The following is a 13415-nucleotide window of genomic DNA, read 5'->3' on the forward strand; positions in this document are numbered from 1 at the left end:
CCAACATAGGGGCTTACTTTTCATTCATAACAGAAAGAGTAGCTATATTTATTCCTTTCAAACAATTTTCACTAATGGCCGACTTTAGTCGGACACTAGTGATTCGGAATAATTGGAATCGCTCTTGCAGCGTTCATTGGATTTGGTTTGTATAAAGCCAGTGGTTTGAAATCAATTCAAATCGTCAAAACAGTTACCATCAAAGGAACAAAACAAGAAGTTTTTGACATGGTAAAATATTTGAGCAACTTCCCAAAATGGTCGCCATTTTTGGCACAAGACCCAACACAAAAGTATGAAGTTAAAGGAGCAGACGGGTCAGTTGGTGCACAATACCATTGGGACGGCAACAAAGGAAAAGATTTGGGTTATCAAGAAATAGTAAAGATTGACGAACTCAATTTTGTGGGTATGAAGTGTGATATTCAAAAGCCCTTTGTTGCTAAACCAACCTTTGACTATTACTTCACCGAAACAGGAAACGGCATAGAAGTTAAACAAGATTTTAAATTGGAATCTAGTTTAGTTGACGCATTATTTATGTGGCTATTTGGTGCAAAAGCAGAAATGGAAAAAACCAATCAACAAGGTTTAGACTTACTTAAAAAAGCAGTTGAATCTAAAAATTAGAAATTATGGACAAAGCTGAATTAACAATGATGGAAAACCTGAAAGCAAAAACAGGTCATTCCTTAGAAGAGTGGAAAGCAATAATTTCTGAACAAAATTTTGCAAAGTACGGTGAAATTGTAAAGTACCTAAAAGAATCACAAGGTGTTACACACGGCTATGCAACAACGATTGCTTCAAAAGTATTGGGTTCAGATGCTGCATCAGCTTCAGATACAGACGAACTAATCACTAACCAATACAAAGGCAAAGAGCATTTAAAAGCTTTTTATGACAAATTAATTTCAGAAATAAATCAGTTTGATGGTGATTTTGAAATCTCACCTAAAAAAGCTTATGTAAGTTTAAGGCGAAAAAAGCAATTTGTAACACTTAATCCTGCCTCAAAAACAAGATTTGAGATAGGTTTTAATCTCAAAGGTGTAGAAGCCAAAGGTAAATTAGAAGCTGAAAAACCTATGGCAATGTGTTCTCATAAAATCAACTTATCCGACATCAAAGAAATTGACAAAGAAGTTATTGATTGGATAAAATTGGCTTATAACCAAGCGGGATAAATGGGTATTAACATCGGTTTTATATTAACGACTCTTTTATTTCTCTTGTTTTTCTTTTTAGGGACAGGTAGGAATAAAAGAGTTTTATTAATTTCTATTATATGGCTCATTTTAATTAGTTCGCTTTCACTAACAGGATTTTTTCAAAATACAAATACTATTCCTCCAAGATTTTTGATTGTGTTGATTGGCAATATTACATTCATAGCTTTTCTATACACAAAACTTAAAACTGTTGACTTAGAATATCGTTATGCAATGCTAGTTCAAGCATTGCGTGTTCCAGTAGAAATAACGTTGTATTTCTTGTTTTTACAAAAGCAAGTGCCTGAAATTATGACATTTAACGGCTTAAATTTTGATATCATTATTGGTATATCGGCACTTATATTTTTCATTCTAAGTCAATTATTCAAAGTTAATCTTGGCAAAAAAACACTTATGGTTTGGAATATAATCGGACTTTTGTTTTTAATGAATATTGTAGTAATAGCTATCTTATCAGCCCCTTTACCTATTCAACAACTGTCATTTCAGCAGCCCAATATTGCAGTACTCTCGTTTCCTTATATATTACTTCCTTCTTTTATAGTTCCGATTGTAATTTTGACACATATTATATCAATAAAACAACTGACGAAAAGCTGAAGTACTACCGCCAACATATAAGGGCTAAACCGAAGTGGAGCGCAGCGGCACTTCGACAGGCTCAGTGACCACACTTCGACAGGCTCAGTGACCGAATTTCGGGATTACGCGGGGTTGAGCGGAGGTTTAGCTATTATTTTAGATTTTAGAGGGTAGATTGTAGATTGGGTTGTCGAGTTGTCGGGGTTGTCATAGTTGTCGAACCCGCCCCGAGTCTTGAGTCTTGCTTCTTGAGTCTTGGTTCTCGCTACTTAACTCGGCCTGAGTCTAGCGTCTCGCTTCTAGTATCTCGCCTCTCCACTTGGGAGAAGGTCACTTGAAACCGGTCTATTCCTTGGATATGGTTCATATAAATTTGTTAGTGGTCATCAAAATCCTCCTCCGGAGGACACGCAATTACAACTAAATTCACTAATTTAAGAGGGAATGAAAAAACCTATGAACAAAGAAAAATGAACGACTTTTTTCACAACTTGTCCCGCCGTGCGGGGGTCTGACGTTACCCTTTATTTTAAAAACAACTGCTATAAAGTTCAATATTTGAGAACTTTTCATATTTTTGTAAAATAACTTGATTAATGAAAAGAATAATTGCGAAAAGTACATTACGGGAATTTTGGGAGAAACACGCTGACTCAGAACAATACTTAAAAACTTGGTATGATACAGCTAAAAGTTCGAAATGGTTTTCTCCAAACGATGTTAAGCAAACATATATTTCGGCAAGTATTCTCAAAAATGGTCGAGTAGTATTCAATATAAAAGGAAACTCCTATCGACTTGTGGTTAAATTTAACTACGAAAAACAATGGGCCTTTATTCGGTTTATTGGGACGCACCTTGAATATGATAAAATTGATGCTAACATGATTTAAAAAGCTACAGAGTATGAATTTAAAACCTATTAAAAACGAAATTGATTACCGAAACGCACTTGAACGCCTAGAGGTAATCTTTGATGCCCCAGTTGACACAAAAGAAGGTGATGAAGCTGAGATTCTCTCTTTAATGATTGAGAACTATGAAAATGAGCATTACCCTATTGATTCACCTGACCCAATTGAGGCTATAAAAATCCGAATGGAAGAGATGAATTTACGTCAAAAGGATTTAGTTGGTTTGATTGGCGGGAAAAGTCGAGTATCTGAAATCCTAAATAGAAAGAAAAAACTAACTGTTGATATGATTAGGGAAATAGAGAGGGTTCTACATATTTCAGCTTCAGTTCTTGTGAATAATTATAAGCTCGTGAAGAAATAACAAAGGGTAACATATAAGGGCTAAATCGAAGTGGAGCGCAGCGGCACTTCGACAGGTTCAGTGACCACACTTCGACAGGCTCTGTGACCGAATTTCGGATTTAGCCTCTGTTGATCCCGATAGTTATCAGCCTTTTTAGGATGCCAGTAAATTAAAAATGAAGCAGATAGTTAAACATATTAAAGATCAGACGGAGGTGTGGATTCAGGTTTGGTATGAGCCCTATCATTGGGATAATGCTCATGGATACAGCCACACACTTTGGTTAAAAGAGTTGAATGACAACTACTGGGGAAAAACCTATAAGGAATTCTTACAAAATAATTAATAGTTTCATCATCATATATGTCACCTTATCAGGAAGCGTTTACACCCAAGCTTGCATTTCAAGTGTCTTCCATTATGAGCTATATACTCGTAATAGTTTTAGCTTACTATTCGTTTGGGTGTGTTCAAGAAGATGATCGTATCCCACCTACGGCGGATTCAGCGTTGTACTTCCCTCCCATAAATTCTGAGGAGTGGGAGAGCATCTCTATGGATAAATTAGGGTGGAATACCTCAGAGTTATCCAAGTTATTAACTTTTCTTGAAGAAAAAAATACAAGAGCGTTTATAGTTTTAAAAGATGGGAAAATTGTGATCGAGGAGTATTTTGGGGAAAATATTCTGGGTACCTCTTCTTTTGGCCGAAATACGCGATGGTACTGGGCATCAGCTGGTAAGACGCTTACCGCAACCTTAGTGGGCATTGCTCAGCAAGAAGGATTGTTGTCCATAAGTAAACCGACTTCTGACTATTTAGGGAAAGGTTGGACAAGTTTACCATTAGGCAAAGAAGCAATGATTACAGTCAAAAACCAACTTACAATGACTACTGGATTGGAGTACATTATCCCTGATCTTAATTGTACGACTCCCTCTTGTTTACGCTACCGGACCGATGCTGGACAGCAGTGGTTTTATCATAATGCTCCCTACACACTTCTCAAAGAGGTAATAGAACGTGCAACAGGCATGGATTACAATGAATATACCAATCGAAAAATCAGCTCCCTTATTGGGATGAATGGACAATGGGTTTCTCAAGGGAATACGAATGTTTTTTGGAGTACAGGCAGAGATATGGCAAGATTTGGACTCTTAATGCTCAATAAAGGAAAATGGCATACTACGGAGGTGTTGAGAGACGAAGAGTATTATAAGGAAATGGTTACTTCATCTCAGCGTCTCAATCCATCCTATGGGTATTTGTGGTGGCTAAACGGTAAAGCATCCATAATTTTCCCAGGCTTACCGCTTTCATACAACCTGCCGTTGTCAAAAAATGCGCCGAGTGATCTTTTTGCAGGTATTGGCAAAAATGGTCAATTTGTAGAAATAATTCCAAGTAAAAACTTAGTAGTCATCAGGATGGGAGAAGCACCCGATGACTCACTTGTGCCTATTACTTTCCATGACGACATGTGGGAAAAGATTAAGTTATTGATAAACGAATGATAACCCCTTCCTAGCTGCAATTGTACCAATGTCGAGCATGGATAGGAGTTGAGAAGCTTTTATAAAACTAGTACGATATGATATTTTGGAACAGTGAATCAAGATTTTTAGCCGGCTGGGAAATTGATTTTGATAATACAGAGGAACTTAAAAAAATTTTACTGACGCAGGGTGTTAATAAGGATGGCTTTCATTATTTCAGTAGCCTTCAAACCGCTACCGAGTTGATCATTCGAAAGCATAGGATTGTTAAAGTCATACAGCATTCAGAAGGTAGGCAATCGGAAGAAATCGTAGCTGTAGATCTACCTATTGAGCATTGGCCCGACAGAGCATTGTTTTTCTTGCTAAAAGACTCTGCTGGAAAGCACCGCATTGGAGGGGGGTGCCCATCTGATTTTATCTTACCTACCCATGAAAAGCTAAAAACGCCATTTGTTTTTATAGGTACCCTTGATACCAGTGATGAGCATTTTGCCTGGATAAATCTACCAAGACTTGACATTGCTTACCCTTTGTATGAATGTAATTCGGGGATTTTTCTTGACTATTCTAAGCCTCTGACTCCTGTGATCATTAACCCTCAGACGTTTGAAAGTGCTTGGTATGATGGCTCGATAGCGGTAACTGATCAAGTGACATTTCAGGAACAAAGATTCAAGGCTGTGGACAAGTTAAATAGTCTTGGAGACCAGCATATGCTGTGCGGAGTTCCCTTGTGGTACCAAGCGCCAGATATTCCAGTTTGTCCAAAAACTGGAGCACTAATGCAGTATGTTTGTACCATAAATTCTGATAGTGCTATTGGTGTTGAAGACAAAAATGGAATTGAGGATTTGCCATTTGGGAACTATTTAACATTTGGAGATTACGGTCGCTTGTATGTGTTCTATCAGCCTGATTCTAAAGTAGTATATTTGAGAATCCAATTTTGAGTTGTTTGTATTCATTTGCTATGATTATAAGAAAAGCTACAGTTGAAGACGCTAAAATTATTGCTGATTACATCTTGTTGGCAATGGAAGACATCCTATATACCTTTATTGGAGAGAATTCTTACGAAAAAGCGGTCAATTTCTTGAATTGTTTGATACAAGAAAAAGGAAATCAATATTCTTATGAAAATTGCTGGGTGGCAGAAGCAAACAATGAACTAATCGCAGCAGCACTGGTATACGATGGGGCACGCTTACGCGAACTGAGAAAACCGGTAGGACGACTTATTCAAAAGCAGTTTAACAGGGATTTCAATCCTGAAGATGAAACTCAGGCAGGGGAATTTTACATAGATTGTGTTGGGGTTAATCCTAATCAACAAGGAAAGGGTATTGGTACCCAAGTTTTTCAGTTTCTAATCCATGAATATGTGACCAAAAGCGGTCAAACCCTCGGCCTACTGGTGGATAAAAATAATCCTAAGGCCAAACAACTCTATTTGAAATTGGGGTTTGAACTCATAGGTGAAAAAATGCTTGTGGGTAAACCCATGGAACATCTTCAATTTCGTAGCAATAAGCGTTGATGAGTTTTTTTTAGGGTGGATACTTTCGTAAGTTAAATTTGACTACATGTAACCTGTTGAAAACGAAAATCGTAAGAATACGATATAATCTTTCAACGTATACCAGCTATGAAAAAAATATTTTTAACGCTCTTGGTGGCTTTCACTTGGTCATTGGAAACTATCGCCTCCGAAATCACAGCCACTGTGGTGTTTGAGAACTTAACATCTCAGGAGCTTGTCAAAGGAGAGTTTGAGGTAGTAGAACTCAATCAAAAAACAGAGATTTTCACTTTGGAAAGCTTTGAAATCAAACTTCCTGAAAGCGGAAAGTATCATTTTAGGTTTGAATCGGATGATTTTACAGCCTACACATTTTATCCAACGCGCATCAACAAAAGGAATAATGTCATCACAGTAAGGCTGGTAGAAAAGTCGGGTTTTAGAACTAATGGGATTTTTTCTTTTCCCATAAATCTAGAGATCGAGTTGTCAGATGAGCAAATCGAACAAAAGATCGCAGAAGGTAGCTTAAATTTTATTATGCATGGGCTTGACTCCTCTATTCCAGAGAATTACCTGAATTTTAAGGAGAAATATGGCGTAGGTTTAATTAAGGAGAATTGTGTAATTGATCCACTTTCCTTCAAAAGGGCTTCTGAAAATAATCAGTTGATCGTGAATTACTTAACAAATAAATATGGGGAGGAATGGCTCGCTGATTTGAATGAAAAACCCTTTGGAGTGATTTTATAAGCAAATGTGATGGCTTTTTTTGGTACGGTTCCTGCTTTTTTTTAACCTTTAGGAAAGTAAAAGATAATCCACACGAGATGCACATCGATCAAATCATTAAGCTTAGACAAACCATTCATCAAAACCCTGAAATTTCAAATCATGAATATGATACAGCGAAACGGATTGCACAGTTTTTCAAACCCTTGTCTCCTACAGAGGAGTTGGATTTAAGCAAGACTGGTAAAGCTTTTGTGTTTGATAGTGGTGTTGCAGGTAAGACGCTCATGTTTAGAGCAGAGCTTGATGCCTTACCCATTCAAGAAACTTCCGAGGTCCCTTACCGCTCTACAAAGGATAAAGTGGCCCATGCTTGTGGACATGATGGACACATGGCTATAGTAGCTGGATTGGCTGCGCAAATAGCCCAAAATCCTCCTCAAAAGGGCAAAGTGGTGATGTTATTTCAACCTGCTGAAGAAGTGGAGCAGGGGGCAAGAGACGTTGTAAATGACCCTGTTTTCCAATCCATACAGCCAGATTTTATTTTTGGCTTGCACAATATTCCTGGAGCTCCCAAGCATGAGATTATCCTCAAGAAAGGAACATTTGCGGCAGCGTCTAAAGGGATGACGGTCAAGCTACACGGGAAGACTTCGCATGCGGCAGAGCCCGAAAATGGCATAAGCCCTTCCATTGCTATTGCAAAAATTATCACAGCGCTTAATGAATTGATCCAAAATCAAGATCAGTTTACCGATTTAGTGTTGTTGACGATCATTCACGTTAAGATGGGAGAGATAGCTTTTGGTACCTCTCCAGGATATGCAGAAGTAAGGGCTACTTTGAGAGCTTATGAAAATGAAGATATGAAAAAGCTCACAGCCCAAACCGAGGAAATCATCCATGCCATATCCCGAGAAGAAAAGTTGGGGGTGGAAATTTCCTACAATGAGGTTTTTCCTGCGGTAGAAAATAACAACGAGGCTCTTAGTATGGTAGAAGCAAGCGCTAAAGCCCATCAGCTGAGCATCAGCATCAGAGACAAGCCTTTTAAATGGTCCGAGGACTTTTCCTATTTTACAGAAAAATATAAGGGCTGTTTCTTTGGCTTAGGTGCTGGGACAAATCAAGCCCAACTTCATCACTCGGACTATGATTTTCCTGATGAAATCCTTGAGACTGGAATCCAAGTCTTTTTCGAAATCTACCGTAAAATCAATTTGTAGTCAATCTGGAGTCGACCATTTAGTACACATTACCTTCGAAGAATTTTAGAAGTTTTTGGCGCTGTTCAACTGTGGCTGAGATCTCATGGCCATTGCTCATTTTGACAAAGCCCCCCTCTTTGCGCGAGATCTTATCTATGCATCTCAAATTGATAATATGGGATCGGTTAAGTCTATAAAATATTCCTGTTTCTTCTAGGGAGTTATATTCCATAAGTGTCTTGCTGACCATGATTTTAGAGTTATCTCTGAAAAATATATGGGTATAGGAGCTATCAGCTTTGAGGAATATCACGTCATCTACGGCAGCAGACATGACTCCATCAGATACTTGGAAAGCAATACGATTCAGTTCTTTGTTTTTAAAGTTACTATGCAATGTATCTAGCGAAGCATCTCTAAGGTCAGAAGACATCATATCAATTTTCCTCAGGGCACGTTCAACAAATTCTGGCCTTGTGGGCTTCAATAAATAATCTACCGCAGAGAGCTCAAATGCTTTTAATGCAAACTCATTATAGGCGGTCACAAAGATTATATGGAAGTTGCGAGCATCTTCATGAAAAAAGTCTAATAGTTCAATACCCGAATAGCCCGGCATTTCAATATCCAAAAATACAACCTGTGGCTGTGTTTGAGCGATGAGCTTGATGGCTTGCGGAATGTTTTCTGCTTCACCTACAATCTCCACATGACTGAAATTTTGATTTAATAAGCCTCGGAGGGCATTACGGGCATGCGCTTCATCGTCGACTAGTATTGCACGAATTGGTTTCATGATTTATTGGATTGTATGGTGATTATTACTCGTGTGCCCACATAGTTGCTATCTGGGAATGCATCGGCTGTTGTATACCTGATTTCAAAGTTTCCTTGCTGATTCATCAAGTGGATGCGGTCATCGATTGCTTTGGTGGCAAAGGAGCTGGGTTTATCTTTTCGTTTTTCATTGATTTGCTGGGACACTTGAATACCTACGCCATTATCCACAATTTCTATCCGTAGGCCCTTATTCATTCGGTCAAATTTTAGGATCAGTTCTCTTCCTTTTTCGGAGCGGTTCATCAGCCCATGTTTGATGGCGTTTTCTACAAATGGTTGAATGATCATGGTGGGGATTTCATCAGTCATGTTGAGGTATTGGTCTACGATGATTTCATAATTGAAATCATCATAAAATCGCTCCAGCTCTATTTCTAAGTATGTTCGGATACTTTGAATTTCGGTAGTTAAGGGGAGAATCTGCTTTTCCGAATTAGTCAATACTTGTCGTAAAAAATCAGAGAATTTGCTTACATACAATGCTGATTCATTGATTTTCCCAGCATATATCATTCCCTGAAGTGAATTGAGCGCATTATACAAAAAATGCGGATTCATCTGAGATCGTATGGCTCTAAGTTCTGAAATGATCAGCTTTTGATCATAGAGCTGCTTGTTCCGCATGCGTTGTTTGATGATTTTAATGATCAACATGACTATTACCGCAGCTAATCCAAGAATTAGGAACCAAAACCAGATCCTCAAATACCATGGCTTGAGTACTACAAATGTGAATTCTTCAAAAACGCTTTCATCACCTTGTACCTTCGAGAATAGCCTAAACGTATAATTCCCATGTTGCAGGGCATAAAAAGATATAGAAGTAGACTCTCCTTTGTGGGCTGTGATTTGCTCTTGAATAGGTGAAAGCTGGTAGTAAAATTCCACTCTAGGATCAAAAGAAATGTTTGACCAATCAAAGGTTAGTGATTTAAATGTATGAGGGATTTTGAGTTGGTTTTTAACTGGTACTACTTCTCCATCAATCAATACCTGGTTTAATTTCATTCGGTGATAGGTACCTTTGGGGTTAGGATCTGTAGGGATGGTAATCAGTCCCAGATCAGTAGATAGGATAAATTGATCGTTGTATAAGGCCAAATCATAAGCGACCAATTTTGATAGGTCAATGAAATTTTTTAAATGTATTTTATCCGATCTCCGCTCAAAAATATTTATTCCCTTATCCGTCAATAATGCCATCCAGCCATTTCCTGCTACTAAGCGAATATTTAAAGTTCCAATTACCTCGTGTTCTTGTTTGGCATGAAGTGCTAATTCATCTTGCTCCATAATCCATAATCCATCGTTGGTGGTAGATACCCAAATAGCTCCATTTGGATCATTGAGTATATCAGTCCCAAAAATCGGCCATGATTTGCGTGGCACTAGCGACTGATTGGTAACGGTATACGAGATCAAGCTATCTGCAAAAGCGACCAATAGCTCGTCGCCATTCATGAGTAGTTGGCGTACCCGTTCTTTACGGATTTTGAACGCTTCTAGTGGTTGAAAAAAGTCTACGGTATTCTTTACATTTTTCAATTTGTCTTGGAGAATCCATTCTCGAGGGACCCTGTAAAGGCCGTTGTGATAGCCCGCCATTACGTGGGAGGGGGTGAAGGCTACAGACTTACCAAAATAAAAGCTTATGGGATTACCCACTATGCCACTTGAGAAAAATAGTTCTTTTTGCTGAGCATCAAAAGCTATAAATTGAATTTCGGAATTACTTTTAGTGACGAGTAAATCTTTATTGTTAAGGGTTTTGTCAAATCTCCATAGAGCATCTGAATTGTCAGAAGCATATAAATATCCATTAGAGGTGTGGAGTACATCGAAGTGATATCCTTCCAAACTATGAGCAACCTCTCCTCCAAAAACTGATGCTTCATATAGACCATTATCTAGGGAAGAAAAAAGTAGTGTGCCAGCCTTATCTGTGATGAAATCAGACATCCTTGCACCAGTCTGTAATACTTGCATGCGTTTTTCTTTATCCAATAAAATCACTTTGCTACTGGTCAAAATGGCTATTTTATCATCTTGTGCAACGGCATTCAATAAGCGGTCTTGACTGTCTAACTGTGAGAAAAATCTGAAACCTACTCGCTCATCGTAATTAAAAATTTTAACCTTGCCATTCTCTTGAGTGACTAAATATAAGTCATCTTGGTTAGAAATCAGGCGTCCAGGTGCGAGGTCTTTAACAGCTGCTGCCTCGAGGTATTTCAATTGCTTTTTATTCGATACTTTAACTACTTTTTTGGATTTGAGGCTGAGGTAAATTTCTCCTTGATGTGTGGAGGCATAGTGTATGTGTTGTCCACTTGGCATTACGAGAGAATGGACTTTCATAGGCATAGCGTCCTTTACCCAAATGATTTTATGTTCGGTCACGATGATCAACTCATCCTCGTCAACAAACATATCAATGATGCTACCTCCATCGATGATCTTATCTAAGGCTTTGAAGTGGATCATCCTGTTTCCAGCTCGCTTAAATAGCTGTGAGGAGAAATTTCTACACCAAATCTCCCCATTTTTTCCTTGAAGCACATTGGTGACAGAGTTTGCCTTAGCCCCTTCCAAAGGCATTTTTTCAAATACAAAGCCATTATAAGCGTATAATCCAATGTCAGTAGCGTACCAACGGATTCCTTGATTATCCACAAATATGTCGTAGATGCAATTGCTAGGAAAGCCTAACTTTTTGTTGCTATTGAACAGTAATGGCGTACTTCCAAATGCTTTTGAAAAGTAGATCAGGAGCAGGGCGGAAAAGAAGATAGTTTTTGCCACTTTGGATAATACTAGGAATTTGCAAATTTAAAAATAGAAGGATCATTTTGATCTTTTACAACAATTTAGTGAAAGCACTTTCGTGTCTAATGGAAGTCACATTTGTAGAAGTGATACATACAGACTAACTCGTATGGATGAGTTAGTTATATGTAAGCTTGATTTCGCTTGGTGAAATGAGCTTTTCATTAAATAGCCTCAATAGCTTTCAGCTTTTTTGAGTAATCTTGGCGAAAATTCAATTCTACCAATGAAAAAGACAGCATTAATTTTAGCAATGATTACATTATGTAACATTGCATTTGCCCAAAAGCTTAAAGATAAGCTAAATGAAGCCAAAGACAAGGTGATAAATAATTCAGGTTCCTCCAAAGGGCTTGATGAAGCAACGTTTTTTGCTTTCCCCACTGATCCGCAACCAGTAGTAGCTCAGCGTTTTTTTGAAAACAATAAAAATCTAGTTTGGTTGTCAAGCACTTGGAAAAAGAAGGGCTTTGATGATTATCAGGCATTTGGTTCTGGACCTGACAAATACTCGATTTTCGCGGACCTATTAGCGAATGTACCTTCCGGTGAACTAACCAAATTCACTCTTCCAGATAAGGTAGAAAGGGGTAAAACGAGAGACTATACTCCTAACCACCCAAGTTCCTCTTATTTTTATGCCTATGCCTTTATGTCTGATCAATATTCGGATGGATCTTATTTGGTACAAGCCAATACTTCCAAGGTTATGTTCTTTGATAACTTTGCGATATACTTCGATAACTTTTCCAGAAATCCAGATAAGTTTGAAGTCGCAGAATGTTTCATCTTGGTGGATAAATCCAATGAGCATTTTTTTACCGAGAAAGGCCTAGAATATAAGGATGCTATCAAAAAAGTGAACGTGACGGCAACCAATTATTTTAAGCAAATGTCTTCTGGAGTACAGGCAGCCACCGAAGCAGCAGAAGCAGAGCGCTATGAAAAGTTTGGTTTGAAAAATAAGGAAGTGGTTGGATTGACTATTGAAGCATATTCATCCAATAAAAATACACAAGGTTCCATTTTTGATTTCAAGGTAAAAGCCAAACTTAAAGATGGCAATACAATAGATGTAGAGTATCTGAGCGATTTGGATATAACTGCCCAAGGTTTGGTACCGTCAGTGCTTGGAAAAGGCTATACTGTTGACAGCAAAAACTTCATCAAGGATGATATGATCAAACTTAAAGTTGGCTCAAAATTTCATAATGGTGTAAGTGCCAACTATGAGGTTCCCGTTAACTATAAAGATGCCACCTTCTCTGCCAGCTTCAACGGTGTTTGGAGAGGTAATGCTAGCCCACATGGAGGAAGTGTGAAAGTAGAGGTGAAGAGTGTCAAAGATGCCAATACTGGTATGGAATTGTATGCATACAAAATTAGAGCAAATGGTGAGGATTATGCAGCTGTTAAGCTTCCGAAATCAACCATACTTGCCATCTACGCAAGAGGAGCGAACGCAAGAGAAAATGATAAATATAGCGGTAATGGTGGTATCTTAGGTTTCGTAAAAGATCCAAGTGCATCAGATTGTAAGATTACTTATGGCATTGATCCAGGGTCAGCTTCAGCGTATATCCGTAAAGGAAACGAAGGAGTTTACACTGAAACCGTACAGAAACTATCTTGGTAAACTCATGTGAGATTTTTAGGATAATTTTAATTTGAAAAAAGGATTAAGAAGGCTGCTCGAGAGGGCAGTCT

14 protein-coding genes are annotated in these 13415 nt (G+C 38.2%); 12 read left to right on the plus strand and 2 right to left on the minus strand.

Annotated features, from left to right (window positions below; genetic code table 11):
• Positions 1 to 165 precede the first annotated feature (165 nt).
• From IE080_RS02840 to IE080_RS02890, 11 genes are all read left to right on the plus strand, one after another.
• Complete coding sequence (locus tag IE080_RS02840; protein WP_229800471.1) at positions 166 to 630, plus strand: SRPBCC family protein; 465 nt, start codon at positions 166 to 168, stop codon at positions 628 to 630.
• A 5-nt stretch (positions 631 to 635) separates the two neighbouring features.
• Positions 636 to 1187, plus strand: a complete 552-nt coding sequence (locus IE080_RS02845; RefSeq protein ID WP_189578937.1) for a DUF5655 domain-containing protein — start codon at positions 636 to 638, stop codon at positions 1185 to 1187.
• A complete protein-coding gene (locus IE080_RS02850; protein ID WP_189578938.1) occupies positions 1188 to 1835 on the plus strand; it encodes a DUF8737 domain-containing protein in 648 nt (215 codons plus the stop codon).
• Positions 1836 to 2413: 578 nt separating this feature from the next.
• Complete coding sequence (locus IE080_RS02855; RefSeq protein ID WP_189578939.1) at positions 2414 to 2710, plus strand: type II toxin-antitoxin system HigB family toxin; 297 nt, start codon at positions 2414 to 2416, stop codon at positions 2708 to 2710.
• A gap of 13 nt (positions 2711 to 2723) precedes the next feature.
• A complete protein-coding gene (locus tag IE080_RS02860; RefSeq protein ID WP_189578940.1) occupies positions 2724 to 3095 on the plus strand; it encodes a helix-turn-helix domain-containing protein in 372 nt (123 codons plus the stop codon).
• A gap of 157 nt (positions 3096 to 3252) precedes the next feature.
• Complete coding sequence (locus tag IE080_RS02865; RefSeq protein ID WP_189578941.1) at positions 3253 to 3423, plus strand: hypothetical protein; 171 nt, start codon at positions 3253 to 3255, stop codon at positions 3421 to 3423.
• A gap of 74 nt (positions 3424 to 3497) precedes the next feature.
• Positions 3498 to 4595 (plus strand): serine hydrolase domain-containing protein, encoded by a 1098-nt coding sequence (locus tag IE080_RS02870; RefSeq protein ID WP_229800472.1) that lies wholly within the window; start codon positions 3498 to 3500, stop codon positions 4593 to 4595.
• 77 nt (positions 4596 to 4672) lie between these two features.
• The gene (locus IE080_RS02875; RefSeq protein ID WP_189578943.1) at positions 4673 to 5530 is read left to right on the plus strand and encodes a hypothetical protein; all 858 of its coding nucleotides are present in this window, start codon (positions 4673 to 4675) and stop codon (positions 5528 to 5530) included.
• Between the two features lie 20 nt (positions 5531 to 5550).
• Positions 5551 to 6117, plus strand: a complete 567-nt coding sequence (locus IE080_RS02880; protein ID WP_189578944.1) for a GNAT family N-acetyltransferase — start codon at positions 5551 to 5553, stop codon at positions 6115 to 6117.
• A 108-nt stretch (positions 6118 to 6225) separates the two neighbouring features.
• Positions 6226 to 6852 (plus strand): FEKKY domain-containing protein, encoded by a 627-nt coding sequence (locus tag IE080_RS02885; RefSeq protein ID WP_189578945.1) that lies wholly within the window; start codon positions 6226 to 6228, stop codon positions 6850 to 6852.
• A gap of 77 nt (positions 6853 to 6929) precedes the next feature.
• Positions 6930 to 8060, plus strand: coding sequence for an amidohydrolase (locus tag IE080_RS02890; RefSeq protein WP_189578946.1), 1131 nt, complete (start codon positions 6930 to 6932; stop codon positions 8058 to 8060).
• Between the two features lie 19 nt (positions 8061 to 8079).
• Here IE080_RS02890 and IE080_RS02895 read toward each other — a convergent pair whose 3' ends face one another.
• Both IE080_RS02895 and IE080_RS02900 read right to left on the minus strand, forming a co-directional pair.
• Positions 8080 to 8838, minus strand: coding sequence for a LytR/AlgR family response regulator transcription factor (locus IE080_RS02895; protein ID WP_189578947.1), 759 nt, complete (start codon positions 8836 to 8838; stop codon positions 8080 to 8082).
• A complete protein-coding gene (locus IE080_RS02900; protein WP_189578948.1) occupies positions 8835 to 11684 on the minus strand; it encodes a sensor histidine kinase in 2850 nt (949 codons plus the stop codon). The genes IE080_RS02895 and IE080_RS02900 overlap by 4 nt, the downstream gene beginning before the upstream one ends.
• A 250-nt stretch (positions 11685 to 11934) precedes the next feature.
• Here IE080_RS02900 and IE080_RS02905 point away from each other — a divergent pair, with 250 nt between their 5' ends.
• Complete coding sequence (locus IE080_RS02905) at positions 11935 to 13344, plus strand: hypothetical protein (protein WP_189578949.1); 1410 nt, start codon at positions 11935 to 11937, stop codon at positions 13342 to 13344.
• Positions 13345 to 13415 lie beyond the last annotated feature (71 nt).

The sequence above is a fragment of the Mongoliitalea lutea genome (assembly GCF_014652135.1).
Lineage (GTDB): Bacteria > Bacteroidota > Bacteroidia > Cytophagales > Cyclobacteriaceae > Mongoliitalea > Mongoliitalea lutea.

Coding starts and splice junctions, on each gene's coding strand:
- IE080_RS02845 (WP_189578937.1), top strand. CDS start 636: ATGGACAAAGCTGAATTAACAATGATGGAAAACCTGAAAGCAAAAACA.
- IE080_RS02855 (WP_189578939.1), top strand. CDS start 2,414: ATGAAAAGAATAATTGCGAAAAGTACATTACGGGAATTTTGGGAGAAA.
- IE080_RS02860 (WP_189578940.1), top strand. CDS start 2,724: ATGAATTTAAAACCTATTAAAAACGAAATTGATTACCGAAACGCACTT.
- IE080_RS02850 (WP_189578938.1), top strand. CDS start 1,188: ATGGGTATTAACATCGGTTTTATATTAACGACTCTTTTATTTCTCTTG.
- IE080_RS02880 (WP_189578944.1), top strand. CDS start 5,551: ATGATTATAAGAAAAGCTACAGTTGAAGACGCTAAAATTATTGCTGAT.
- IE080_RS02905 (WP_189578949.1), top strand. CDS start 11,935: ATGAAAAAGACAGCATTAATTTTAGCAATGATTACATTATGTAACATT.
- IE080_RS02875 (WP_189578943.1), top strand. CDS start 4,673: ATGATATTTTGGAACAGTGAATCAAGATTTTTAGCCGGCTGGGAAATT.
- IE080_RS02865 (WP_189578941.1), top strand. CDS start 3,253: ATGAAGCAGATAGTTAAACATATTAAAGATCAGACGGAGGTGTGGATT.
- IE080_RS02890 (WP_189578946.1), top strand. CDS start 6,930: ATGCACATCGATCAAATCATTAAGCTTAGACAAACCATTCATCAAAAC.
- IE080_RS02885 (WP_189578945.1), top strand. CDS start 6,226: ATGAAAAAAATATTTTTAACGCTCTTGGTGGCTTTCACTTGGTCATTG.
- IE080_RS02895 (WP_189578947.1), bottom strand. CDS start 8,838: ATGAAACCAATTCGTGCAATACTAGTCGACGATGAAGCGCATGCCCGT.
- IE080_RS02870 (WP_229800472.1), top strand. CDS start 3,498: ATGAGCTATATACTCGTAATAGTTTTAGCTTACTATTCGTTTGGGTGT.